Genomic DNA, 23545 nt, shown 5'->3' with positions numbered 1-23545 from the left:
CACTCTGTTCAAAAAGCCTAAACAGCTTGCAGCTTACTTTGGGTTAGACCCATCTGAACGGCAGTCCGGAACATTCAGAGGCACGAAAAACAAGATTTCAAAGCGTGGATCGCCCTATGCTAGAGCCTCACTTCATATGGGAGTAGTTAATGCGATTTGTAAGCATGGGAAGCAACCAGCACCAAATCCTGTACTGCTCAGTTATTATGAGAAGAAATGTAAAAACAAACCGGCAAAGGTTGCTCTAGCAGCGTCGATGCACAAATTGGTCTTTATTATCTTTGCGGTCTTACGCGACCAGAAACCTTTTGAGCTGAAAACACCAGAGCAGCATGCAGCTGAACAGGGATTTGTAAAGGCAGCCTGAAGCTTTTGAGAAACTCAGGCCCTGGAAACAGACGCAGGGCTTTGTTTGTTATGCCCAAATGAAAATTTGGCAGCGTTTGCTGCCCTTGTTTTCTGCTTAGCGTAAGTGGCTGACAGGGTCAAGAGCGGCGAAGCGGTGGTGAAAACCATCTACTCTTGACCCTGTTGGCCACTTATGCTATTGACTTTGCTTAATTGGTCTGCTGCCACTTTTAAATCAATAAGATCATTGAACAACCGACTAACGCAACAGTTCGCTCTCCAGATCCTGCAGCATGAGATCCAGTGCCGTGATGCCGCCCTCGGCGGTATACCACACAGCGGGATGAGCCAGATATACGATATTACCGTTTTTGTAAGCTTCGGTGCTCATGACCAGTTCGTTCTCCATGATCTCCTGAGCCAGTTTGGCACCATCGGTACCGATTGCGGCGTCGCGGTCCATAACAAAGATGTAATCGGGGGCCTTCTCAACAATGAATTCGAAGGACGCTTCGTTGCCGTGGGTAGAGGTATCAATATTGGCATCTACACCAATGTTTTCGAAGCCGACTTCCACGCCGATAATGGAGCAGCGGCCATCGTTGCCCAGCACATTGAAGCTGCCGCTGGTACACATACCCACGATGGCAGTCTGGCCCTCAGAGACGGCCTGGAGAGCGGTGATACGGGCATCGAAGTCAGCCATCAGTTCATCCACCTTATCCTCCAGACCGAACATGGAGGCGATGGTGGTAGCATTCTGTTGCACGCTCTCTACCACGCCAAGTTCGGTATCCGTGGCCAGATAGACCACGGGAGCGATCTCGCTGAGGGCGTCGTAACTGGAGGAAAGGCGACCGCCGATGAAGATTACGTCCGGCTCACAAGCCATGACAGCCTCCAGATCGGCTTCCTTGATGGTGCCCAGGTTGGCGATATCGTCATTGATGTAGTCCTGGAGGTACTCCAGGCTGGTGGAGGCGGTGCCCACCACCCGGTCGCCCACGCCAAGGGCGTTCAGAATGTCCAAGGACGCCATATCCAGGATAGCGATGCGCTGGGGGTCATAAGGTACTACCAGCTCGGTCTCCTCCTTGCTGGCATTGAGACTGGTGATGGTTACAGTCTCGGGGGTCTGGGCTTCGTCGGCGGTCTGGCTGACGCTGCTAGGGGCAGATGTGTTTTCGGAAGATGCGCTGCCGCTCTGTGCAGTGCAGGCCATGAGGCTCAGGGCTATTACGCCGGCCAGGGTGAGAGAAACCATCTTTTTCATGTTCATGTTTACTTGCTCCTTTTCTGAAAAGTACCGAAAATTGGGTTAATAGTAGATGGACAAGGGTTTGCCTGCAATGGTTAGGATTTCGAAGTCCACCCCGTAAATCTGCGATAGGTTCTCTTTGGTCATCACCTCCTCAACTGTGCCGAATCTAGCGATTTTTCCGTCCTTAAAAGCACAGATATAATCGGAATAGAATGCTGCATAGTTAATCTCGTGCAGCACCAAAATCACCGTCTTTCCAAGTTCGTCGCAAAGGCGGCGGACGATCTTCATCATGTTGGTGGCATGGTAGATGTCCAGGTTGTTAGTGGGTTCATCCAGCAAAACATACTCGGTGTCTTGGGCGATGACCATAGCAATCATCGCACGCTGCCGTTGGCCGCCGGAGAGTTCGTCAATGAATCGGTCCTGAAAGTCCTCCAGTTCCATATACGCAATGGCGCGGTCAATAATTTTCTGATCCTCAGGGGTGACTCGATTGCCTGAATAGGGAAAACGCCCGAAGGTCACCAGCTCCCGTACGGTCAGTTTCATCTGAATATTGTTGCTTTGGGTCAGGATTGCCAACCGCTTGGAGAGCTCTTTACTCTTCCATTTTCCGATGTCCTTGCCTTCGAAATCCACCAACCCGCTGTCGTGAGCAATCAGCCGGGAAATCATCCCCATAACAGTGGATTTGCCCGCGCCGTTGGGACCGATGAGAGAGATTACCTTTCCTTTGGGAATGGAAAAGGTTACTCCATCCACTACAGTTTTTCCATCATATCGTTTGGTCAGTTCCTTGATCTGCATAGTCACACCTTCTTTCTGGTCAAAAGGAGATATAGGAAATAGAGGCCACCGCCCACTGTGATGAATACGCTCACCGGCACGGAGTAGGAATACACATGCTCGACAATGAGCTGTCCGCCCACCAGAACGATCATACCAAACAGAGCCGAACCCAGGATCAGCTGAGTGTGGCGGAAAGTTTTGAGCAGCTGCCGGGACAGGTTGGCGATGATAAGTCCCAAAAAGGATATGGGGCCCACCATGGCGGTGGCCACAGCGATGCAAAGGGTTACACCCAGCAGCAGGCGGCGGATGCAACGGTCATAGTCTACTCCTAGATTGATAGCCTGATCTTTTCCCAAAGTCAGCACATCCAGCAGTGCTAACTCCTTACGCAATGCAAAGATGACGGAGGCCAGAAGGACCAGAGAGAAGACGATGATCTCGGAGTTGATATTGCTGAAACTGGCCACCAGTGTGTTTAGCAGGCTGTCGTATTCATTGGGATCCATCACCCGCGTTAGTGTGGTTTGTATGCTGCCAAAAAAGGAAGTCAGTACCGTACCCACCAGCAGGACATACAGCACATTGTGCTTAGTCTTTTTAAAGATCCAGCTATAGATGATGGTGGCGATGATGCCCATAAGCATCACATCCACTGCAAAGGACAGATTGGCATTGGTGGCTACGATGCTGGCTGAGCCTAGGAAAAACACCACAGCTGTGTGAATCAGGGTGTACAGGGAATTCATCCCCAGCAGACAGGGGGTCACGATAGTATTGTTGATGATGGATTGAAAGACTAACGAGGCCCCACCTATGGAAAAGGCGGTAATCAGCATGACAATAAGTTTTGGGATGCGGATCTTCATGGCGTAAGCAAATAATTTGGGGTTGGAAAAATTCACATCTACCAGCATATACCCTGCAGCGCAGAGAAGAACGATGGCAGCCAGGATCAGAAGCTTACGCCGGTTGGAGCGGATAACAGTAGAATTCACTGGTCCGTACCTCCTTTCAGGTTGGGCATAGCCGCACAGCCGCCGGTTCCGGCGCTGCCCAGGCGGATGGCCTTCCGTCCGTACTTGAGCCGGTAAAAAAGCAGGCCGATAAAGATAAGACTTCCTAGAATACCTACAATCAGTTCGATGGGTAATTCGTAGGGGGCGATTACGATGCGGCCAATCATGTCGCACACTAGCACAAAGAGGGCACCGAAAAGGGCGGTGTCCACCAGGGTGCCACGAATTTTATCTCCTTTGTACATGGCCACTACATTGGGGACAATCAGGCCGATATAGGAGATAGAACCAACCACTACCACAATGCTAGCGGTGATCATGGCAGCGATGGTCAGCCCGGCGAACAAAACTAGATTGTAGGGCACGCCCAGATTTTTGGAAAAATCTTTGCCCATGCCCACAATGTTGAAGTGATTGGCAAAGACAAAGGCCAGAATAACCAGCGGTACAGTGAGCCAGACAATCTCATACCGCCCTTTGAGTACAAGAGAGAAGTGCCCTACTAGCCAGGAGGACAGTGCCTGGGTCATTTCGTATTTGTAGGCCAGATAGTTGGTGATTCCACCGATGACATTGCCGAACATGATGCCCACCAGAGGGACCATGACCACGTCTTTAAACTGTATTTTCTGGATAAACCAAACAAAAATCCAGGTACCCAGAATAGCTGTGGCAAAGGCGAAGATGGCCCTGCTCCATAGTGTGGAGGCTGGCATGAACAGAAGCGCCAACAAAATACCAAATTGAGCCGAGGAGATGGTAGCTCCTGTAGTGGGAGATACAAATTTGTTACTGCACAGCTGCTGCATAATAAGTCCTGCTACACTCATACCTATACCGGTACACAAAATGGCCAGCAGGCGGGGCAGGCGCGAGATAATAAAGATTTCCAGTTGTTCCAAATTTCCCAATAACAGTTCGCCTGGTGTAAGATCGATTACCCCTACAAAAAGCGAATAACAGGATAAGACTGCAAGGACTGCAGACAGAACAATTGTTGAACGAAACGGTTTAATAAAATCCTCTCCCTTCTTGATGATTAGTAGTGACTAACTCTGCGCAGCGAAAGATGCGCAGCGGCGATTGGACTTACCATGCATCACGCACTGCGCATCGTAGCAATATTATAACACAGTTGGTTGGTTATGTTTAACCTTGCATGAGGAACAAAAAGAAGACGGAATAAATTTGCATTTTTGTGTGTTGTGCATAGGAGTGCTTGTGCAAGGGGGATAGACTGTGTTCTTTTAGGGGGACGAGTGGTGTTACAGAACTTTTTCAAAACTCGGTAATATCACCTTCGGTCAATACCGAAGGTGACGCTCTCGCTTCTTTTTTGTTATTAGGCTTGGATAAGCAGGGGATTAGCCCAGCAGGTGCTGTGGGAATGTGCATAACTTGTATATTGATTTTCCGATAGCCAGGATGTATAATGACTTTAGTTAGTATAATCTAACATTGCTTTCGGCTTCTGAAAGCAGATATGGAATATTAGAGTTTTTTTCATCAATAGCTGCAAGCCGGAAGGATTGATGGACAGGTGGATAATTGATGGAATGTGTAGCTCCAATCAAACCTGGCTGACAGCTTTTCTCTCTGAAACTGATTTTCCTAAAGTTATCATCGACTCAAATACGAAAAAGCGCTGTCTTTGTGCGCTGGCGATTCGAGAGAATATGGGGCGTTTGGGCAATAAATAACAGAGAAGTTTCTTATAAAGATAGGAGGATTTCCATGAACTGGACGCGCAGCATTCTGGACGGGTTTGCTATGGCAGCTTACTTTAACCTGTTTGCTGGTTTGGTGGCACTATATCGCCCCCGGCTGATGTTCCCCTGTTATCCATCCGCCATCATCAAGGCGGCGAAAGAGCCTCCCACCAGAGCGGAAAAACGTTTTTATTGGCTTTGGATCTGTTTTGGGGAGTTGCTGCCCCTTCTTCTTTATGGCGCTGTCAGCGCTGTGGAGGGCGGAACAACAGGATTTTGGCATCTGGCTCTGACCGGGTATATCCAATGGATAATGATTAATTTCTGTGATCTGTTCTTTCTGGATTTTTGGCTGATCCAAAAGAAAGCAAAAAAACAGTTTATCATTCCCGGAACTGAGGGACACCCCAGTTATGCGTTCAAAGCTTGGATGAAAGGTTACGCTCTGCCGGAGCACCTGCTCCAGTGGCCGTTTTTGATGTGCCCCATCCTTGCGGCGGCCCAGGCAGGACTGGGGGTACTTATTGATATGTTTTGGTGAGCTGTAAGAAAAGAAGATACATTGCATCAATATGGGTGGCAAGTACAAACTCGTACCTGCCGCCCATATTTATTTTGCCAGTTGCATTCTGATCTCACGGCTTCCTCGGCGGATACCTCGACAGGCTCAAAGTCTTAAGTCAGGTGTATATTTTGGTCGATAGTATGGCGGTGTGTCCATTCAAATTAAATGTTAAAAGTCTCGCGTCATAGCCAAATGAGGGTACTAATAGCTTCCTGATCATCTTGTTAGGACTGCAGATGTTGTCAATGGCCTCTTTCAGCGTTGACTTAATAGGATGTGTCTTTGTAAGTGCCATATCTGAATCAGCTTTTCCAGCAGAGCTCTTCCATATCGGCCTGATAAGCGGAGCATTGACCCGCTTGGCGATTTGGTTTTTGCTCTGGCCAATGGCAGACAGGAACTTATCCATCTCTTTGGTGTGAAAGTATACCTGAGTATACAAGCTTACGCTCTGGATGTTAAACGGATTGGTTGAGAAAGTAGAGGTTTACAATGCGGAAAAATGAACGGTATGTGGGAGTAGAGGCTTCGTATCAAAAATAACTATGTGGGAGAAAGCACGCTTTCTAAAATGTTACTCCTGCCAATTCCTGATGTGACCGTCTCAATACCCAGAAGAGAGTGTTCATTAACTGCATCCCGGCTGAAATCGCTGGATAAAAATAATAAAAACGAGTGCTCTTACAGCTTTTCAAATGCTGTAGGAACACTCGTCATGATATGGGGCGGGAGACTGCAAAGACATCCTTCCTGGTGAAAAGTTTTCCGTTACAGTTGGCACAGTAGACCACGCCCTGGCCCCGAAACTATTTTTCATCCGGAAGCCCGCCATATGTGAGCTGAACCTCAACAACTAACAGAATGCCGAAATGTTTTAGAACTCCAGGGCTGAGTAGAAATGCGCAGTTTTTAAGTTGAATTATCTAAGAAGAAAACGGCTGGATTAGAGACTTTTGCTAGTGTTACCAGGAATTAAAAGAACTGGTTTTTTATTTTTCGGCAATGAACTCATACTCCGCAGACTGACAGCCAAAGTGGAAAGATTATGAAGCATCGCGGATGTGGCGGGGGAGATTATGCCGGCCATACCCAAAGCGATCAGGGTGCCATTAAAACCAATAACAAAACGATAGTTGGAGTGAATGCGTGTCATGAGTTCCAAGGAAATTCGACGCAACTCCACCAATTCCCAGAGACTGTCGGCGGCGATGGTAATATCCGCGATTTCCCGGGCTATGGCTGCACCATCGCTAATAGCGATGCCGGCATCTGCTTCCGATAGAGCAGGGGAATCGTTGATACCGTCTCCAACCATCAATACCGTATGGCCAGATTTCCGGAGATGTGCGATAAAATCGGCTTTGTCAGCAGGGAGCACCTCGGAGCGGAATTCATCCACTCCAACCTGAGCAGCAATCGTAGAAGCCGCGCGATGGCTGTCTCCTGTAAGCATAATAAGATTAGTAATGCCCAGTGTGCGGAGCGCAGCAAGAACGCTTTTTGCTTCTTCCCGCAAGGGATCAGAAATACAGATTACTGCAGCTAACTGCCCGCCGATCGACAGGTATAGATGGGAATACTCCGGAGGAAGGTTTTCGAAACGTTCGGCCTCTCCAGCTGGAATCACACAATGTTCATCTTCAAATATAAAATGGGCACTACCGATGAGGACACGTTCACCATTTACAGTACTGGCAATCCCATGTGCTACTAGATACTCCACCTTGGAATGATATTCTTCATGAATCAAGCCGCGGATCTTTGCCTCTTCCACAACGGCATTGGCCATAGAATGGGGAAAATGCTCCTCCAGACAAGCGGCCAGGCGCAGCATCTCGGTCTCTGTTTTCCCGCCAAAGGGTATCACCTGAACGACTTTTGGACATGCGTGGGTCAAGGTGCCCGTCTTATCAAAAACGATTGTGTCCGCAGCAGCCACTGCTTCCAGAAATTTCCCGCCTTTTATGGTGATATGGGATTTTCCAGCTTCGCGCATGGCGGAAATTACCGCCAGCGGCATGGCTAATTTTAAAGCACAGGAAAAATCCACCATCAGCACGGATAGCGCCCGAGTAATATTCCGACTGAGAATAAAATTAAGAATACTGCCGGCAAATGTATAGGGAACGAGTTTGTCGGCAAGGTTGGCTGCTTTGCTTTCAACAGAGGATTTTAGTTGCTCCGACTGTTCAATCATGTGGACGATCTGGTCGTAACGGCTTTGTCCGGAGGATTGTTTTACTTCCAGAACGCACTCGCCTTCTTCCAGTACAGTTCCTGCATAGACCATGCTTCCAGGATGTTTTGGTACAGGGATTGATTCGCCGGTGAGGGAGGACTGGTTGACCGTGCATTCACCTTCCAGTATCGATCCGTCTGCTGGAATGATTCCCCCTGCACGAACAATCACAGCATCTCCCGGCTGAACTTGAGAGATCGGAACCAGAATTTCACCCTGTGGAGTTCGTACCCACACTCGATCAACATTCAGAGACATACACCGTGCAAGGTCTTCCACCGATTTTTTTCGGGTCCACTCCTCCAGCAGTTCGCCTATTTCCAGAAGAAACATGACCATTCCTGCTGTCCCGAAGTCCCTGCGGCACACGGAAATGGAGATGGAAAAAGCATCCAGAAGATCGACCTTTATTGTTCGATGGAGGATGCAGAGTAGTCCGCGCTTTATAAAAGGGATCATATGCCACAAGACCCGGACAATTCGTACAGGCGGCGGGAGAAACAAGGCGGATGCGGCTTTGCACAAGACTTTGCTCACCAGCTTTTCTTCAAACTCCCGATTTAATGCCCGGGTACTGTGTGCAGAAAGTGTGGGTGACAACTTGGCGTCCGACCAGGAAAAATGGCGGAGTTCGTCCAGGACGGTTTGCCGGGAGCCACTGTAATAAAGAATTACACAGCAGGTACGTTCATGGACAGAGACTTGCCGAGTCCATGGCTTTGCCTGAAGCCAGGCCTCCAGAAGATCCGCCTGTGCGAGTGTCATCCGTTTTTGCCTCAGTTTTAGCCGGATACGGCCACGGCTTTCATGCAATATGGTTGCGTTCATTCGGTTCTCCTTTACAAAAAAGGGGAGCCGCCCATGCAGCTCCCTCTCAGGATATATCAGGTTTCGTCGCTTTCAAGGCTGGCGGCAGTAGTCTCTTCTGCTTCCAAGGCTGCTCTGGCCTCGTTCATATCTTTGGCCGAGGCCAGAATATCTGCGGCATTTTCCTGAACGGTAGTAACGGTTTCCATCACGGAATCCTTCATTCGGAGCCCGGCAGCTGTCACATGTACATACGCCTTTTTGGCGTCCTTGCTGGACAACAGCTTCACGCCAAAAGATCCGAAAAGGGCCCCGCCTACAAAACAAGCCAACTTTGTGTAAATGTTCATCGCAATATATGTCCTCCTTTATTTGCGTTTGTAACCTGTAATCATAACCATGATCATACAGAGGAGCGCACCCCAAGCCCAAAATCGATGCTGTTTCACTGCAATGCCTCCCATCTCAAGTTTCAGGCTGTATTTTAATCATTATACAGACAGATGTTGCAATTGTCTTTATTAAAAAAGACTCGGATCGCCGGAATCGGACATTTTTTTGAACTGGCCCGGTGTCATACCGCAGTATCTTTTGAATACAACGCTGAACTGACTGGCGCTGTCGTATCCTACAGCTTGCGCGACTGTAAGGATGGGCAAGTTTGACTGACGCAAAAGTTCGCACGCACGATGAATCCGCTGCTGTGTCAGCCAGCGGTGGAGAGGCTGCCCATACATACGGCGAAATCCAGTTTTCAAAGAAGTGGGGGAGAGGGAGAAACGGTGACATAGAGAAGGAATAGTATGTTTTTCTTCCAAATGGCTTTCCAGATAAGCTCTTACTTGAGAAATTGAGAGGGATGGATAGGCGTTGGATGATGTTTCAGAAAGAACTCCGGCAGTGGAAGTGTTGGCACAAAATAAATACAGTAACTCTACCGTTTTAAACACACAGTATCCCTCACGATGATCCGGTGGCAAACGTCTCAGATCCTCAAATAACGCTTTAGCCCAGGGAATATCTGTGAGAATGGCATAACCATTTTGATTTGTTATTTTTTTGCGTATCGCATGGATGTCCAGTTTCAGCCCCAAGATATGGCAGATGGAGGACAGACTGGATTGAGCAGCACTGGGGTTCACGGCTATTAGAACGCCTTGCAGATCCTGACTAATCTGAATAGAGCACAGTTTGGATTCATCAGAAAGAAGGAATATTCCCTGTGATTGAAGTATAACGGGACAGGTGCTTGTGGATTCGACAATCAGTTGCCCGCCTGAGCAAAAGAACGCTTCAAAATGATGTGTGTTGGATAAAACCGAGAGCTTCAAGCGCTTGTCTTGGGAACAACCTTGTAGATGAAACTGGCAAATTTTTACGCCGGGCAGACTGGAATTCCATGAAATATGTTTTTGACTGGATAAGTACTCGTACAACATATCTGCTCTCCCATAGGATAAATAGGACAGAACAAACAAGATGTGTTTTAAAAACTGTTCTAACGAGAATCAATACAACATAAAGCGAACCGGCGGAAAATGGGAAGAATTCAACCGGTTCGCTTTTTTGAAGAGTGCTTGAAATAGGGGAGGAAAACACTCTTACCAGTGTATTTGGGATGTTTATGTCAGAGATGCGCCCAATGCGCGGCAGGCCGACAGGATATCGTCATCCGGAGATTCGTTGCAAATTACGCTATCGCAAATGAGATTGGCTCCGTCATCCTGACAGCGGCTCTCCCAGCTGCGCATCCATTCACCATCGCCCCAACCATAAGAGCCGAACAAGGCGATGCTCTTTCCGCTCAGTCTTCCTTCGCAGGCACTGAACATGGGCTCGAACTCGCACTCTTCCAGCTGCTCTGCTCCCATAGCGGGGCAGCCAAATGCGATAGCATTATATTCGTTTACCTGTTCTGGAGAAAATGCGGCGGCCGTAACTAGGGATACTTCTGCACCCTTCTCTTTGGCACCCTCAGCAACGGCCGAAGCCATAGCTTCGGTATTGCCAGTGCTGCTCCAGTAAACAACTGCAACTTTACGCATAGAACATAACAACCTTTCTTTTTTGTTTTTAGAGTTTGAACCATCAAGCTGTGATGAATCCTCGACGGTTTTCCCTCGCTACTACGGCTAATCACAGCGCAGAAAAGCATCTGCCGATTGCTATCTAATCGCATCGGTTAGTTATGCATGACTAACCGATGCGATTATTATATAGTTGGAATTAGAAATTGTCAAGAGGAAAACATCTGAAGAGCTTGTTTCTTTAAGGCATCTCTAACACAGCAGGAGAGATGGAGAGCTATGGATGTTTACTATGTTGTCTTGGAGGGCTGTTATTCATGGTGAAAATGAATTGAAAAAGACTTGACCGGTTAACTAGTGCTAACTATAATCGTATATAGAGTACCACAATTTTTAAGGAGGGAGTATGGAAAAATACAAAATTGAGAAGAATTCTGTTCAGGAAACGCTCATTATCCCGCTGTATGGCCGACGGCTCTGCTCGCAACGATTTCCCGAACTTTATCAGGATACAACGGCGGCAATGCTGATAGAGAAAGTAGAGTGTGACTTTTCACGGTTGGAACGGCACTCAAACAGCCTGATGCATACCTTCGGTGCTCTGGAGGTTGCTATGCGCCAGAATGACCTCGCCTGGGAGGTGCGAAACTATCTTAAAGTCCATCCCAAAGCTGCAGTCATCAATCTGGGATGCGGTTTGGACAATACCGGGCGAATCTGTGACAATGGCCATTGCAGCATCTGGAACATCGATCTGCCGGAAGTCATTGAGATTCGGGATCGCCTGCTTCCTGCCGGAGAAAGAGAAAAAAACCTGGCCTTTGATTTGAAAAATCCGAGCTGGATGGAAGCCGTCTGCACCGACCCTGCGGAGGGGGCAGTACTATTTGCCTCCGGAGTCTTTTACTATTTTACAACAGAAGCAGTTAAATCTTTGACCATAGATATCGCAAAACGATTCCCTGGAGGGCGACTTGTTTTTGATGCAGCCGGACAAGCAGCAGTTCGACTGATGCTGAAAACTTGGGTGAAGCAGGCGGGTATTCGAGATGTGGGCGCCTATTTTTCCGTAAAGAACGCCAAACAGGAGTTGGAACCTTGGTCGCAGCTTTTTTTGGTTTCCAGTCGGGGCTATATGCTGGGCTATCAATCGCTTCATGCTCCAGCGGTTCGGCCTATCCACCGACTGCTGGCAAAGATGGCCGATGAACTCATGCACCTACAGATCGTCCGGATAGACTTTGCAGAATACATTTACGATTAGATTGGAGTAGGTTATGCTGATTGAACTATGGCAAGGACTGCTGATTCCTTTTGCGGGGACGACATTGGGTGCGTTCTGCGCTTTTTTATAAAAGATAATTTAAAGTGGGCTGGTATAGCGTGTACTTATCGGCTTTGCGAGGTGATAGCAGAGGCTTCCATCTGGAGTCTGCTGCCTGCAATGGAACAAACATCTGACATGGAAAGATGGTCTTTTGTACCTGCAGTTGTTGAGTTCTGGCTCGGCATGGTATTCCTGCTGGGGTTAGAACGGTTAATACCGCATCTGCATCGCGGAGGCTTAGTGGTTGAGAAAATCAAAAGCTGTCTGGGAAATTAACACCAACTGTGGCGCTGGGAGCTTAAATGAACATCGGCAAAGGGGGAGAAAATGGATTTAAAATACTTGCCACAGATAGGGGGTAAGCAAACGTTTTTACTATTCTAAATGAAATCAAACTATTTCGGATCTCTGTTCGTCCGGATCTGAAAGGAGTATTTTTATGACACTTGCAGAATTTCGCCAGGTTTATCCTGAGGATGCTTTTATAGTCAGTAGTGGAAAAACATTTTTCTATCGTTACTATAAAAATCCTGAAGCCAGAGCAACTCTGGTGCTGCTTACTGGCGGTATTGGCTTATCGGATCTGTTTTACCGGCACTTTGACCGATTTTCCAGAGACTTTTCGGTTTTGACCTTTGATTATCAAATTCCCTTTGCGGACAATGGCGAGTTTGCTGATGCTGTAGTGGAACTGCTACACAGTCTGAGGGAAAAAGTTTGGTTGGTGGGACAGTCCTTGGGCGGCGTTGTAGCTCAAATTATTGCTCAGCGTCACCCGGATGTAGTAGAGGGTTTGGTTCTCTCGAATACCTGTTCACTATCCGGCAGCATGAGCGAGGCCGGGTATCGGGACCTGATGAGAATACTTGAGGGCCAACAGAAGTTCAGAAAGTGGCTGTCTATCCTGCCTTTTTCCGTCATTAAACAGATTATGAAGTGGATGGTGCTGAAAAACACAACGGAAGACTTTACGCCAGAGGAAAAGGCAGGAATAAAGGAAATGTGCGATTCCATGCTGGAGCTGCTCACTAAACCTTATGAGGCGCATATGATCGACTTTCTGATAGACGCGAAGCATTACCTTGATTTGACCCGGGATGATTTCGCTACATGGGAAGGTAGGGTGCTGTTGATTCTGTCAAGAGACGATACAACATTCACCCCTGCCTGTAAGTATGACCTAATTAACCTGATGCCCAACCCCACAGTAGTTGAAAGGCTGACCGGTGGACATTTGGCTCTGATGGTGCGGTTGGAGGACTATATAGACTTGGTGACCGAATTTATCAAAACTCGCTCTGATTAACACCCCAACGAAAGATTCAAACAGGAAGTTTTTAATTCTGTCCATGGAATTTTCTATATATGCTGTCAGGAAGAATCCCTAAAAAGAAGGAGGAGTCGCTATGCCCAAATTAGGTGTTGTGGAAGATACGCTATTTATCCCCATGTTGGGCAGGCTCTACGCCAGTGAGCATTGCCCGCAAATCTTATATGATAAAAAGGCTCTTGAGCTGAAGGAAAAGCTACCGTCCAATGTGCTGCAACAGGAGCGTCAGAGCCAGTATACCTTGCTCGCCTCTGCTGTTCGATCTGCCAATATGGATCGGTTCATCCAGGCGTTTCTGGCGCGCAAACCAAATGGTGTGATTGTCCAAATTGGATGCGGTTTGGAAACAACCTATAATCGTTGCGATAATGGACGAACACTCTGGTATGCTGTGGATCTGCCACAAGTGATGGAATATCGTCGAAAACTGCTGCCAAAGGCAGAAAGAGAAGTCTATCTTGTGGGTGATGCCTTTGCTGAGAATTGGATCAGGAGAGTCCGAGCCGATGTGCCAGATGCCCCCCTCTTGATCATTGCGGGCGGTCTATTTCACTATTTCCAAGATACTAAAGTCCTGGGAATGTTCCGAATGCTCTGCCAGTTTGGAGATATAGAGATTGTTTTTGACACGGTGAGCAAAAGCGGCATGACCATGATGAGGAAGAAGTATATGAAGCAGATGGGGCATGCGGATGCTGAGATGTTCTTCTATGTGAATTCAGCGGTGGAGCTGGCTGAAAAAATCGGCGGCGGGGTCAAGGTTCTTGCTGAGGAAGCCTACTATCGCCATACCCCCAGAAACGGCCTACAATTTTCCACAAGGATCAGTATGTTGGTTTCAGACCGTTTGCGGATGGTAAAAATGATCCATCTGAAGTTGTAAGAATAAAAAGGGCAGGGGGATCCATAGGCAACTACAAAAATTTCTCTTGACGACAGGTTGTGAGTCCTGTATAATCATCACGAGGTTAGTTATAACTAACGAACAAAATAATAAATGGAGGCAAGCCTTATGTCCCTGATTCAGAAAGAAATTGCTGATTTTACCGTTCAGTGCTATCAGAACAACACCTTCCGTGCCGTTAGCAAATCGGATGTTCTGGGCAAGTGGGGAGTATTTTTCTTCTACCCTGCCGACTTTACCTTTGTCTGCCCCACAGAGCTGGAGGATCTGGCCAACCTCTACGAGAAATTCCAGGCGGTGGGCTGCGAGATTTATGCAGTCTCTTGCGACACCCACTTTGTCCACAAAGCTTGGCATGACGCCTCTGAGCGTATTCAGAAGATCCAGTATCCCATGCTGGCTGATCCTACCCATTGCCTATCCAAGGATTTTGAGGTCTACATCGAAGCCGATGGTTTGGCAGAGCGTGGCAGCTTTATCGTGAACCCGGAGGGGAAGATTGTGGCCTACGAGGTCAACGCCGGCAACGTGGGCCGCAATGCCGACGAGCTGCTGCGGAAGGTTCAGGCCTGCCAGTTTGTGGCGGAGCATGGGGACGAGGTTTGCCCCGCCAAGTGGCAGCCCGGCGCCGAGACCCTGAAGCCCAGCCTGGATCTGGTGGGGCAGCTGTAAGCTATGGAACAGATGGAACATCTCTGTGATGTGGTGGTCATCGGCGGAGGCCCGGCGGGACTGACTGCCGCCCTCTACCTGGCCCGTGCCCGTTATCGTGTGGTGGTGGTGGAACAGGAACGCTTCGGCGGACAGATCACCATTACCTCGGAGGTGGTCAACTACCCCGGCGTGGAGCGCACCAGCGGTGCTGAACTGACCAAGACCATGCGCAGACAGGCGGAAGGCTTCGGCGCGGAATTCCTGCTGGCAGAGGTCACCGGCCTGGAACTGGAGGGCGATGTGAAAGCCGTCCGCACTAGCCGTGGGGCGCTGAGCTGCTTCGGCGTGTTGCTGGCCACCGGCGCCCATCCCCGCATGGTGGGATTCCGGGGTGAGGAGCAGTTCCGGGGCCGGGGCGTGGCCTACTGCGCCACCTGCGACGGAGAGTTTTTCAGCGGAAAAGATGTCTTTGTGGTGGGCGGCGGCTTTGCCGCAGCGGAGGAGAGCGTGTTTCTCACTAAGTACGCCCGGCATGTGACCATCCTCATCCGGGGAGATGACTTCAGCTGCGCCCAGGCCACGGCGGACGCTGCCCGGAACCATGAGAAGATCACCATTCTCACCAATACGGTGGTGGAGGAAGTTTCCGGAGATACTGCGCTGCGCAGCATCCGGATGCGCAACACCAAGACCGGGCAGGAGACGGAGCATCAGGCGGCGGACGGGGAAACCTTCGGTGTGTTCGTGTTTGCTGGGTATGAGCCGGCCACCGAACTGGTCCGTGGTCTGGCTGAACTGGACGGACAGGGATATATCCTTACCGACCGCAGCCAGAAGACCACATTGGATGGTCTGTATGCCGCTGGTGATGTGTGCGTCAAGCCTCTGCGCCAGGTGGTTACTGCTGTGGGCGACGGCGCTCTGGCTGCCACCGAGTTGGAGCGGCTGTGCGCTGCCATGCAGCAGAAAACCGGTTTGCGGCCCCAGGCTCCCAAGAGCCGGACACAGGAACCGGAGGCCCAGGCACAGACGAAAGACGGTCTGTTTACTGGGGAGATGCTCTCCCAGCTCCACACGGTATTCGATCGGATGGTTTCCTCCCTGATTCTGCGGCTCTGCTTAGACGAAACACCTGTCTCCGCCGAGCTGGAGCACTATATGCAGGAGCTGGCTGCCCAGAGCGACAAGCTGTCGGTGGAGCAGGGCGATCCGTCCAAGGTCGAGCATCTTCCCTGTGTCCTGATCTGCCGCTCCGACGGCAGCTGGACAGGCCTGGCCTTTCATGGCGTGCCCGGAGGCCATGAGTTTACCTCCTTTGTCCTGGGGCTCTACAATGCGGCCGGACCGGGCCAGGCTCTGGATGAGGAGACTGAGGCGGCCATCCGGGCCATCCGGAAACCGGTGGAACTTCAGGTGCTGGTGTCCCTCTCCTGTACCATGTGCCCGGAGCTGGTGACGGCGGCGCAGCGTTTGGCTGCGGCTCATCCTGATATTTCCGCTCAAGTATATGATTTGAATCACTTTCCCGATTTGAGGGAGCGATATCAGGTGATGAGCGTGCCCTGCCTGGTGGTTAACAGTGGGGAGAAGATCTCCTTCGGAAAGAAGAATATCCGGCAGCTACTGGAGCTGCTGATGCCATAGGCACAAAACGCGTCGCACGATTTGTGCGACGCGTTTTTGCAATCGATTTAGAAATTAGAAAAACAATTTAGTAGTATTCAGAATTAAAGCAAATTTTTACAAGAACGAGACCGCCCTGAACAATCGGATGCCGTCCAAAGAGCAAAAAGTATTTTGAATAGTATCCGGTAATTCGCCCAGGCATCTGACTTGAAGTTGTGCAAAAAGCCTTTGCCTCAGACCAAAGATTGTTAATCGGATTGAAGTTAGGATAATACCATAGAAGGCCGCACCCCAAAGCAGGAGCTCATTCCATCCAGTGAATCCAATCGGCGGCAAACAGATTCTCTTTTAGGCACACAAAGTAGAAGGCTCCGCTCATAGGCGTTTCCGCCAGATCAAACCGGGCCAGCACCCCGGAATCCAATTCTTTGGATACTGCTGCCTCGTATAGAAACGAGATCCCCAGACCATCCGCAACCAGAGATTTGATGGTAGAAAAATCGCTGATGGTTGTTGTTTTGGAAAAGCGATTCAGGGTGCGGTTGTGGCGGCGCAAGGCGTCTTCAAAAATGGTTCGAGTGCCCGAGCCGGGCTCTCGGATTAGAATGCGCTCTGCATCCAGTTCCTCTACAGCCACCGTTCTGCCTGCAAAATGATGCTCTGGCGAACATACTCCGAAAAAAGGCTCCTTTCGGTACAAAGTCGCATCGTACCGGCTGCGATCGAAAAAACCTTCCAACAGCACGAAATCCAGCCGGCCAAACTCCAAAGACCGCAGCAGCGTCTGGGTATTGTCTACCGTTAGAGAGAAATTGGCCTCGGGATGTTCCTGCAAAAAGCGTTTCACCTGCGGCGCAATCACGAACTCTCCAATGGTTTTGGAGGCTCCTACCCGCAGAGAGACCGGAGAAGGGGATTTCATGGCTTCTTCTGCCTTGCGGCTGTTGTAAGCCAGGGAACGAGTATACTCAAGCAGTTTCAGACCCGCCTCTGTCAGCCGCAGGATTTTGCCCTCATAGATAAAGAGCCGGCAGCCATAGTGATCTTCCAGGTAGTGAATGTGGTGGGTTACTGCGGGCTGAGTGAGGCAAAGCCGCTCCGCAGCCCGGGTATAATTCATGGTCTCACACAAGACAAGAAATGTGTTCCATCGAGGATCCAGCATGACATATCACCTATTACGTGAGTTTATAACTGTATAACAATTCTGCATTTTATTTTATCAATGATTGGCGCTATAATCAAGGTGTAAACATCAATGATCTGAGCGCACCGCAGCATATTTCTCCGGGAGAATGTTCGGCGAATGGCCGGATTTGTACCCACGGCAGAGCCAGCGGAAACAGATCATAGAATGGTTTCGTTATGATAAAAAGCGGCCATCCTCTGCATTTAACGGATGGTGGATGGCCTTTTTCTTGTGCCAGTACCGAACCTCAATCGTCCCGGCGGGTATCCTTCAGGCAAAACCAGGACCCCTTGGTGTCCAGCAGACCCGCCTTTTTCAGTTTGCCGAGTTCAGCGGACATGGCGCTGCGCTCCACCCCCAGATAGTCCGCCAGGCCCTGCCGGTCGTAGGGGATGGTAAAGGCGGCAGAACCCTGTTTCTTCGCCTGCTGCAGCAGATAGGACAGCAGCTTCTCACGGGTGGTCTTTTTGGACATATGCCGGATCTTCTCAGTGAAGGCCAGATTTTTCAGGGCCATCCCTTTCAGCAGATTTTGAATCAGCTGGGTGTGAAAATGGCAGGAATGGGAACAGGTGGTCATGCCCCGGCTGCAATCCAAAAGCAGAATTTCGCAGTCGGTCAGCGCCATCACGCTGACCGGCATGGTGGAAATGCCGGCGCAGGAAAAAGCCTCCCCAAAGGTGTCGCCCGGCTGCAGGATGGACAGGACGCTCCGGTTGCCGTAGTAATCATCATGAACCACCTGGGCCGTGCCGGTCAGCAGCACCCCCACCCACCGGGCCGGTTCTCCCTCCAGAAAGACCGGGCCGCCCTTGGAGATAGAACGGGTTTTGCTCCCGAGACAGGGGAGGATGGTATGGATCTCCTCCGGCGCAACGCCTTGGAACAGGGCGCACCGGGAAAGCACCGAAAGAAAATCTTCCATAGAATCACCTTTCTGTTGGAATTCCAACATACACTTTGGCTCCATTATAGTACAATACCCTCAAGCCCGCAAGCTTTTGGGCCGAAAAGCCCAAAGCATAGAGAGCCCTGGCTGGGGCATCCTGTCAAAGAGCGTACAGGCAGACAGGAGCCAACAGCAAGCCCAGGGAAACAAGGAGGTAACCCAATGGCAGCCAAAATGAAGAACATCAGCCAGGCCGAAGTCCTGGTTTTGAAGGATCAGATCGCCTATCAGGAAGGGCAGGTGGTCAGCAAGACCCTGGCCCAGAACAGCGCTCTGAGCATCACCCTCTTTTCCTTTGACAAGGGGGAGGAGATCAGCACCCATGCGTCGGGCGGCGATGCCTTTGTCACCTGCCTGGACGGCGTGGGCAAAATCACCATTGACGGCGTGGATTACCTTCTGCATGAAGGCGAGTCCATCGTGATGCCCGCAGGCCACCCCCACGCGGTCTACGGTGAAGAAGCTTTCAAAATGCTGCTGGTGGTTGTATTTTAAAAGAAAAACGCCGGGGCTGGGCATGCCCGCCCCGGAATGAAAACTGCTTCAAAGGAGACAGCTATGGAACGTCAGATGTTTTGTTTTCAGTGTCAGGAGACCGCAGGGTGCAAAGGCTGCACCATGGTGGGCGTCTGCGGCAAAAAGCCGGATGTGGCCGCCATGCAGGACCTGCTGGTGTATGTGAGCAAGGGGATTTCCGCGGTCACCACGGCCCTGCGCAAAGAGGGCCAGACAGTGGCCCCCGAGATCAATCACCTGATCACCCTCAACCTGTTTGTGACCATCACCAACGCCAACTTTGACAAAGAGAGCATCAAGGCCCGCATCCGAGCCACCCTGGATGCCAAGCAGGAACTGCTGGCCCGGCTGAAGGACACCGCCGGCCTGCCCGACGCCGCCCTGTGGGATGGCGCAGGAGACTGGGAGGAGAAGGCCAGGACGGTGGGCGTTCTCTCCACCGAAAATGAGGACATCCGCTCCCTGCGGGAACTGATCACCTACGGCCTCAAGGGTCTGTCCGCCTATTCCAAGCACGCCAACGCTCTGCTGCAGGACGATGAAGAGGTAGACGCCTTCCTGCAGCGTGCCCTGGCTGCCACCCTGGACGACAGCCTCAGCGCCGACGACCTGGTGGCCCTGACCCTGGAAACCGGCAAGTACGGTGTCTCGGGCATGGCTCTGCTGGACAAGGCCAATACCACCGCCTACGGCAACCCCGAAATCACCCGGGTGAACATCGGGGTAGGGAAGAACCCCGGCATTCTGGTTTCCGGCCACGACCTGCGGGATCTGGAGATGCTGCTGGAGCAGACCCAGGGCACCGGCGTGGATGTCTACACCCACTCCGAGATGCTGCCTGCCCACTATTATCCCGCCTTCAAGAAGTACCCCAACTTTGTGGGCAACTACGGCAACGCCTGGTGGAAGCAGAAGGAGGAGTTTGAATCCTTCAACGGCCCCATCCTGATGACCACCAACTGCATTGTGCCTCCCAAGGACAGCTACAAGGACCGGATGTACACCACCGGTGCCGCCGGCTATCCCGGCTGCAAGCACATCCCCGGCGGGATTGGGGAACAGAAGGACTTCTCCGCCCTTATCGAGCACGCCAAGAAGTGTGCTCCTCCCACCGAGATCGAGACCGGCGAGATCGTCGGCGGCTTTGCCCACGCCCAAGTCTTTGCCCTGGCGGACAAGGTGGTGGATGCCGTCAAGAGCGGCGCCATCAAGAAGTTTGTGGTGATGGGCGGCTGCGACGGCCGGGCCAAGAGCCGGGAGTACTACACCGAGTTTGCCAAAGCCCTGCCCAAGGACGCCGTCATCCTCACCGCCGGCTGCGCCAAGTACAAGTACAACAAGCTGCCCCTGGGTGACATCAACGGCATCCCCCGTGTGCTGGATGCCGGCCAGTGCAATGATTCCTACTCTCTGGCGGTGATTGCCCTCAAGCTGAAGGAGGTTTTCGGCCTGGAGGATATCAACGACCTGCCCATCATCTATAACATCGCCTGGTATGAGCAGAAGGCGGTCATCGTGCTGCTGGCCCTGCTGTACCTGGGCGTCAAGAATATCCACCTGGGTCCCACGCTGCCCGCCTTCCTCAGCCCCAACGTGGCCAAGGTTCTGGTAGAGAACTTCGGCATCGCAGGCATCGGCACCGTGGAGGAGGATATGAAGCTTTTCTTCGGCGAAAACGCCTGATCCAAAGGCTTCCGATGCCCCCCATTATAGAAATACAAATGGATCAGGAGTGGCGCCGTGTCAGCGGCGCCGCTCTTTTTATTTGCCAAACATGAGATCCAATACATTTATGGAACAGGCAATCCAACCGCTGCTTTGCAATCCGTGTTGCAAAATGGCGGTCTTTTTTGCTTGGCGGGAGAAAAAGTTTGAAGAATAAATCCAGAATGAGGGGAAAGCATCGCGGAGAAACGGCGGTTGTGATACCCTAATGCCAGCAGAAAACACCACCAAAACAAAGGAAAGGATGTGTATCATGAAACCATTGCAGACCGAGTTCCCTGCGGACTTCCTCTGGGGCGGAGCCATTGCGGCCAACCAGGCGGAAGGCGCCTACGAGGCCGACGGAAAAGGGCTGAGCATTGCGGATTGCTTTCCCCATGGCATCAAGCATGGAGCGGACATTCCCCCGAAAGAGGGGACATTTTACCCCAGCCATCAGGCCATTGATTTCTACCATCACTATAAAGAGGATCTGGCCCTGATGCAGGAAATGGGCTTCAAGGTGTTCCGCACCTCCATCAACTGGAGCCGGATTTTCCCCAACGGGGACGACGCCCAGCCCAACGAAAAAGGGCTGCAGTTCTACGACGATCTCTTTGATGAGATGCTTCGCCGCGGAATGCAGCCTCTGGTGACCCTGAGCCACTATGAGACCCCGCTGCACCTGGTGGAGGCCTACGGCAGCTGGCGCAGCCGCAAGCTGATTGACTTTTTCCTCCGGTACTGTGAGGTCGTGTTCCGCCGGTACAAGGACAAGGTGAAATACTGGCTGACCTTCAATGAGATCAACAATATGCGCCGGATGCCCGGCGCGGCCGGCGGCATTTTCTTTCAGGAAGGGGAGAACCATCAGCAGGCAGTGTACCAGGCCAGCCACCATATGTTTGTAGCCAACAGTCTGGCCATCAAGCTGTGCCACGAGATCATTCCCGACGCAGAAATCGGCTGCATGCTCTCCCTCAGCAACACCTACCCCCACAGCTGCAGGCCGGAGGACGTGTTTGAGACCATGGAGCTCCGCCGGCGGTCCCTGCTGTTCGGCGATGTGATGATCCGGGGCGCCTATCCCGCCTATATGGCCCGCATCTGGGATGAGGAAAAGGTCCATGTGGAGATGGAGCCGGGGGATGAAGAAATCCTGAAACAGTACACTTCCGATTTCCTGGGCTTCAGCTATTACCGCACCTCCACCCATGAGTACGGCCAGCCCTTCTGCGGCGACACCGGCGGCGACCAGGGAACCCCCAACCCCTATCTGGAAACCACCCCCTGGGGCTGGCAGATTGACCCGCTGGGCCTGCGCTATACCCTGAACGAGCTGTACGACCGCTGGCAGATCCCTCTTTTCGTGGTGGAAAACGGCCTGGGCCAGGTGGACGTGCCGGATGAAAAGGGAGAGATCCACGACGACTACCGGATTGACTATCTGCGCCGCCACCTGCAGGCCCTCAAAGACGCCATCCGGGACGGGGTGGAGGTGATGGGCTACACCTACTGGGGCCCCATTGATATTGTATCGGCCGGCACCGGCGAGATGAAAAAGCGGTACGGTTTCGTGTATGTGGACCGGGACAATGAGGGCCATGGAACCATGGCCCGGCGGAAGAAAGATTCCTTTGCTTACTATGCCCATGTCATTGCCACCAATGGCGCAGAGCTGTAAAGAGGAGGCGTTTTTGGATGAACTATGCAGAAGAATCTCTGGAACTCCACCGCCGTGTGCGGGGCAAACTGGAAGTGACTACCCGGGTGCCCACCGACAGCCGGGAAGCCCTTTCTCTGGCCTATACCCCCGGCGTGGCGGCGCCTTGTCTGGCCATTCAGAAAGATCCCGCTCAGAGCTATGAGCTGACCCGCCGCTGGAACACCGTGGCAGTGGTTACCGACGGCACCGCCGTGCTGGGCCTGGGGGACATCGGGCCCGAAGCCGGTATGCCGGTGATGGAAGGCAAATGCGTCCTGTTCAAGAACTTCGGTGGGGTGGATGCCATCCCTCTCTGCATCCGCAGCAAGGATGTGGACGAAATTGTCCGCACCGTCAGCCTGCTGGTCGGCAGCTTCGGCGGCATCAATCTGGAGGATATCTCGGCGCCCCGCTGCTTTGAAATTGAGCAGAAACTCCAGGCTGCATGCGATATTCCGGTGTTCCACGACGACCAGCACGGCACCGCCATCGTGGTCAGCGCGGCCCTCATCAATGCCCTGCAGCTGACCGGAAAAAAGATGGAGGAAATCCGTGTGGTTCAGAACGGCCCCGGCGCAGCCGGTACCGCCATCATCAAGATGCTGCAGAGCATGGGGGTACAGGATATTGTGGCAGTGGATGAACACGGCATCCTCTATCCCGGCCGCCCGGCAGGGCTGGCGGGCCATAAGGCAGCCCTGGCAGAAGTCACCAACCCCTGCCGTTTGACCGGCGGCCTGGCGGAAGCCGTGGAAGGGGCAGACGTCTTTATCGGCACCAGTGTTCCGGGCTGCCTGACTGCGGACATGGTCCGCACCATGAACCGGGACGCCATTGTCTTTGCCTGCGCCAACCCCACCCCCGAAATCGACCC

The 23545-nt window shown here is 51.6% G+C and carries 21 protein-coding genes; 11 read left to right on the top strand and 10 right to left on the bottom strand.

Annotated elements, in window-relative coordinates; all coding sequences use genetic code 11:
- Window positions 1–367, top strand: a 367-nt coding sequence (locus tag B5G28_RS14510; protein WP_144265527.1) for a transposase, incomplete at its 5' end; no start/stop codon positions are given.
- 240 nt (window positions 368–607) lie between these two features.
- Here the strand turns inward: B5G28_RS14510 and B5G28_RS11135 are convergent.
- From B5G28_RS11135 to B5G28_RS11120, 4 genes are read right to left on the bottom strand one after another with little or no spacing between them, the layout of a single operon-like run.
- Window positions 608–1621, bottom strand: a complete 1014-nt coding sequence (locus B5G28_RS11135) for an ABC transporter substrate-binding protein (protein ID WP_204228850.1) — start codon at window positions 1619–1621, stop codon at window positions 608–610.
- A 45-nt stretch (window positions 1622–1666) separates the two neighbouring features.
- Entirely contained in the window at window positions 1667–2419 is a 753-nt protein-coding gene (locus B5G28_RS11130) for an ATP-binding cassette domain-containing protein (RefSeq protein ID WP_087248804.1), read from the bottom strand.
- Between the two features lie 2 nt (window positions 2420–2421).
- Window positions 2422–3399 (bottom strand): iron chelate uptake ABC transporter family permease subunit, encoded by a 978-nt coding sequence (locus tag B5G28_RS11125; RefSeq protein ID WP_087248802.1) that lies wholly within the window; start codon window positions 3397–3399, stop codon window positions 2422–2424.
- Entirely contained in the window at window positions 3396–4409 is a 1014-nt protein-coding gene (locus B5G28_RS11120; RefSeq protein WP_087248800.1) for an iron chelate uptake ABC transporter family permease subunit, read from the bottom strand. Before B5G28_RS11120 ends, B5G28_RS11125 begins: the two co-directional genes overlap by 4 nt.
- Before the next feature lie 745 nt (window positions 4410–5154).
- Between B5G28_RS11120 and B5G28_RS11115 the strand changes: the two genes are divergently transcribed.
- Window positions 5155–5670, top strand: a complete 516-nt coding sequence (locus B5G28_RS11115) for a hypothetical protein (RefSeq protein WP_087248798.1) — start codon at window positions 5155–5157, stop codon at window positions 5668–5670.
- Between the two features lie 967 nt (window positions 5671–6637).
- Here the strand turns inward: B5G28_RS11115 and B5G28_RS11105 are convergent.
- From B5G28_RS11105 to B5G28_RS11090, 4 genes are all read right to left on the bottom strand, one after another.
- Window positions 6638–8761, bottom strand: coding sequence for a heavy metal translocating P-type ATPase (locus tag B5G28_RS11105; RefSeq protein ID WP_087248794.1), 2124 nt, complete (start codon window positions 8759–8761; stop codon window positions 6638–6640).
- 56 nt (window positions 8762–8817) lie between these two features.
- Entirely contained in the window at window positions 8818–9090 is a 273-nt protein-coding gene (locus tag B5G28_RS11100) for a DUF6110 family protein (RefSeq protein ID WP_087248792.1), read from the bottom strand.
- Window positions 9091–9261: 171 nt separating this feature from the next.
- Window positions 9262–10179, bottom strand: a complete 918-nt coding sequence (locus B5G28_RS11095; protein WP_087248790.1) for an AraC family transcriptional regulator — start codon at window positions 10177–10179, stop codon at window positions 9262–9264.
- Between the two features lie 183 nt (window positions 10180–10362).
- Window positions 10363–10785 (bottom strand): flavodoxin, encoded by a 423-nt coding sequence (locus tag B5G28_RS11090; protein ID WP_087248788.1) that lies wholly within the window; start codon window positions 10783–10785, stop codon window positions 10363–10365.
- 388 nt (window positions 10786–11173) lie between these two features.
- On the opposite strand from B5G28_RS11090, the gene B5G28_RS11085 reads away from it, so the two are divergent.
- The 5 genes from B5G28_RS11085 (at window position 11174) to B5G28_RS11065 (ending at window position 16626) form a co-directional block, all read left to right on the top strand.
- Window positions 11174–12031: a class I SAM-dependent methyltransferase gene (locus B5G28_RS11085; RefSeq protein WP_087248786.1), complete on the top strand. Its 858-nt coding sequence runs from the start codon at window positions 11174–11176 to the stop codon at window positions 12029–12031.
- A gap of 502 nt (window positions 12032–12533) precedes the next feature.
- The gene (locus tag B5G28_RS11080) at window positions 12534–13400 is read left to right on the top strand and encodes an alpha/beta hydrolase (RefSeq protein WP_087248784.1); all 867 of its coding nucleotides are present in this window, start codon (window positions 12534–12536) and stop codon (window positions 13398–13400) included.
- Between the two features lie 100 nt (window positions 13401–13500).
- The gene (locus B5G28_RS11075) at window positions 13501–14307 is read left to right on the top strand and encodes a class I SAM-dependent methyltransferase (protein ID WP_087248782.1); all 807 of its coding nucleotides are present in this window, start codon (window positions 13501–13503) and stop codon (window positions 14305–14307) included.
- 129 nt (window positions 14308–14436) lie between these two features.
- Window positions 14437–15000: an alkyl hydroperoxide reductase subunit C gene (ahpC, locus tag B5G28_RS11070; protein ID WP_087248780.1), complete on the top strand. Its 564-nt coding sequence runs from the start codon at window positions 14437–14439 to the stop codon at window positions 14998–15000.
- 3 nt (window positions 15001–15003) lie between these two features.
- Window positions 15004–16626: an FAD-dependent oxidoreductase gene (locus B5G28_RS11065; RefSeq protein WP_087248778.1), complete on the top strand. Its 1623-nt coding sequence runs from the start codon at window positions 15004–15006 to the stop codon at window positions 16624–16626.
- Window positions 16627–16912: 286 nt separating this feature from the next.
- Here the strand turns inward: B5G28_RS11065 and B5G28_RS11060 are convergent, their stop codons facing one another.
- Entirely contained in the window at window positions 16913–17773 is an 861-nt protein-coding gene (locus B5G28_RS11060; protein ID WP_087248776.1) for a LysR family transcriptional regulator, read from the bottom strand.
- A 271-nt stretch (window positions 17774–18044) separates the two neighbouring features.
- Window positions 18045–18722, bottom strand: a complete 678-nt coding sequence (locus tag B5G28_RS11055; protein ID WP_087248774.1) for a Crp/Fnr family transcriptional regulator — start codon at window positions 18720–18722, stop codon at window positions 18045–18047.
- A gap of 186 nt (window positions 18723–18908) precedes the next feature.
- Here B5G28_RS11055 and B5G28_RS11050 point away from each other — a divergent pair, with 186 nt between their 5' ends.
- From B5G28_RS11050 to B5G28_RS11035, 4 genes are all read left to right on the top strand, one after another.
- The gene (locus tag B5G28_RS11050) at window positions 18909–19241 is read left to right on the top strand and encodes a cupin domain-containing protein (protein WP_087248772.1); all 333 of its coding nucleotides are present in this window, start codon (window positions 18909–18911) and stop codon (window positions 19239–19241) included.
- A 63-nt stretch (window positions 19242–19304) separates the two neighbouring features.
- Window positions 19305–20945: a hydroxylamine reductase gene (gene hcp, locus B5G28_RS11045; protein ID WP_087248770.1), complete on the top strand. Its 1641-nt coding sequence runs from the start codon at window positions 19305–19307 to the stop codon at window positions 20943–20945.
- A 295-nt stretch (window positions 20946–21240) separates the two neighbouring features.
- The gene (ascB, locus tag B5G28_RS11040; RefSeq protein ID WP_087248768.1) at window positions 21241–22650 is read left to right on the top strand and encodes a 6-phospho-beta-glucosidase; all 1410 of its coding nucleotides are present in this window, start codon (window positions 21241–21243) and stop codon (window positions 22648–22650) included.
- Window positions 22651–22667: 17 nt separating this feature from the next.
- Window positions 22668–23545 (top strand): NADP-dependent malic enzyme (locus tag B5G28_RS11035; RefSeq protein WP_144265525.1); only part of this gene is annotated, 878 nt, incomplete at its 3' end.

This window comes from Faecalibacterium sp. An77 (genome assembly GCF_002161315.1).
Taxonomy (GTDB): domain Bacteria; phylum Bacillota; class Clostridia; order Oscillospirales; family Ruminococcaceae; genus Faecalibacterium.
Note: the sequence above shows the minus strand (reverse complement) of the source record. Positions and strands in the feature narration are given on the sequence as shown.

Coding starts and splice junctions, on each gene's coding strand:
- B5G28_RS11090 (WP_087248788.1), bottom strand. CDS start 10,785: ATGCGTAAAGTTGCAGTTGTTTACTGGAGCAGCACTGGCAATACCGAA.
- B5G28_RS11105 (WP_087248794.1), bottom strand. CDS start 8,761: ATGAACGCAACCATATTGCATGAAAGCCGTGGCCGTATCCGGCTAAAA.
- B5G28_RS11055 (WP_087248774.1), bottom strand. CDS start 18,722: ATGGAAGATTTTCTTTCGGTGCTTTCCCGGTGCGCCCTGTTCCAAGGC.
- B5G28_RS11080 (WP_087248784.1), top strand. CDS start 12,534: ATGACACTTGCAGAATTTCGCCAGGTTTATCCTGAGGATGCTTTTATA.
- B5G28_RS11085 (WP_087248786.1), top strand. CDS start 11,174: ATGGAAAAATACAAAATTGAGAAGAATTCTGTTCAGGAAACGCTCATT.
- B5G28_RS11050 (WP_087248772.1), top strand. CDS start 18,909: ATGGCAGCCAAAATGAAGAACATCAGCCAGGCCGAAGTCCTGGTTTTG.
- hcp (WP_087248770.1), top strand. CDS start 19,305: ATGGAACGTCAGATGTTTTGTTTTCAGTGTCAGGAGACCGCAGGGTGC.
- B5G28_RS11130 (WP_087248804.1), bottom strand. CDS start 2,419: ATGCAGATCAAGGAACTGACCAAACGATATGATGGAAAAACTGTAGTG.
- B5G28_RS11065 (WP_087248778.1), top strand. CDS start 15,004: ATGGAACAGATGGAACATCTCTGTGATGTGGTGGTCATCGGCGGAGGC.
- ahpC (WP_087248780.1), top strand. CDS start 14,437: ATGTCCCTGATTCAGAAAGAAATTGCTGATTTTACCGTTCAGTGCTAT.
- B5G28_RS11100 (WP_087248792.1), bottom strand. CDS start 9,090: ATGAACATTTACACAAAGTTGGCTTGTTTTGTAGGCGGGGCCCTTTTC.
- B5G28_RS11075 (WP_087248782.1), top strand. CDS start 13,501: ATGCCCAAATTAGGTGTTGTGGAAGATACGCTATTTATCCCCATGTTG.
- B5G28_RS11115 (WP_087248798.1), top strand. CDS start 5,155: ATGAACTGGACGCGCAGCATTCTGGACGGGTTTGCTATGGCAGCTTAC.
- B5G28_RS11060 (WP_087248776.1), bottom strand. CDS start 17,773: ATGCTGGATCCTCGATGGAACACATTTCTTGTCTTGTGTGAGACCATG.
- B5G28_RS11135 (WP_204228850.1), bottom strand. CDS start 1,621: ATGAAAAAGATGGTTTCTCTCACCCTGGCCGGCGTAATAGCCCTGAGC.
- B5G28_RS11095 (WP_087248790.1), bottom strand. CDS start 10,179: ATGTTGTACGAGTACTTATCCAGTCAAAAACATATTTCATGGAATTCC.
- ascB (WP_087248768.1), top strand. CDS start 21,241: ATGAAACCATTGCAGACCGAGTTCCCTGCGGACTTCCTCTGGGGCGGA.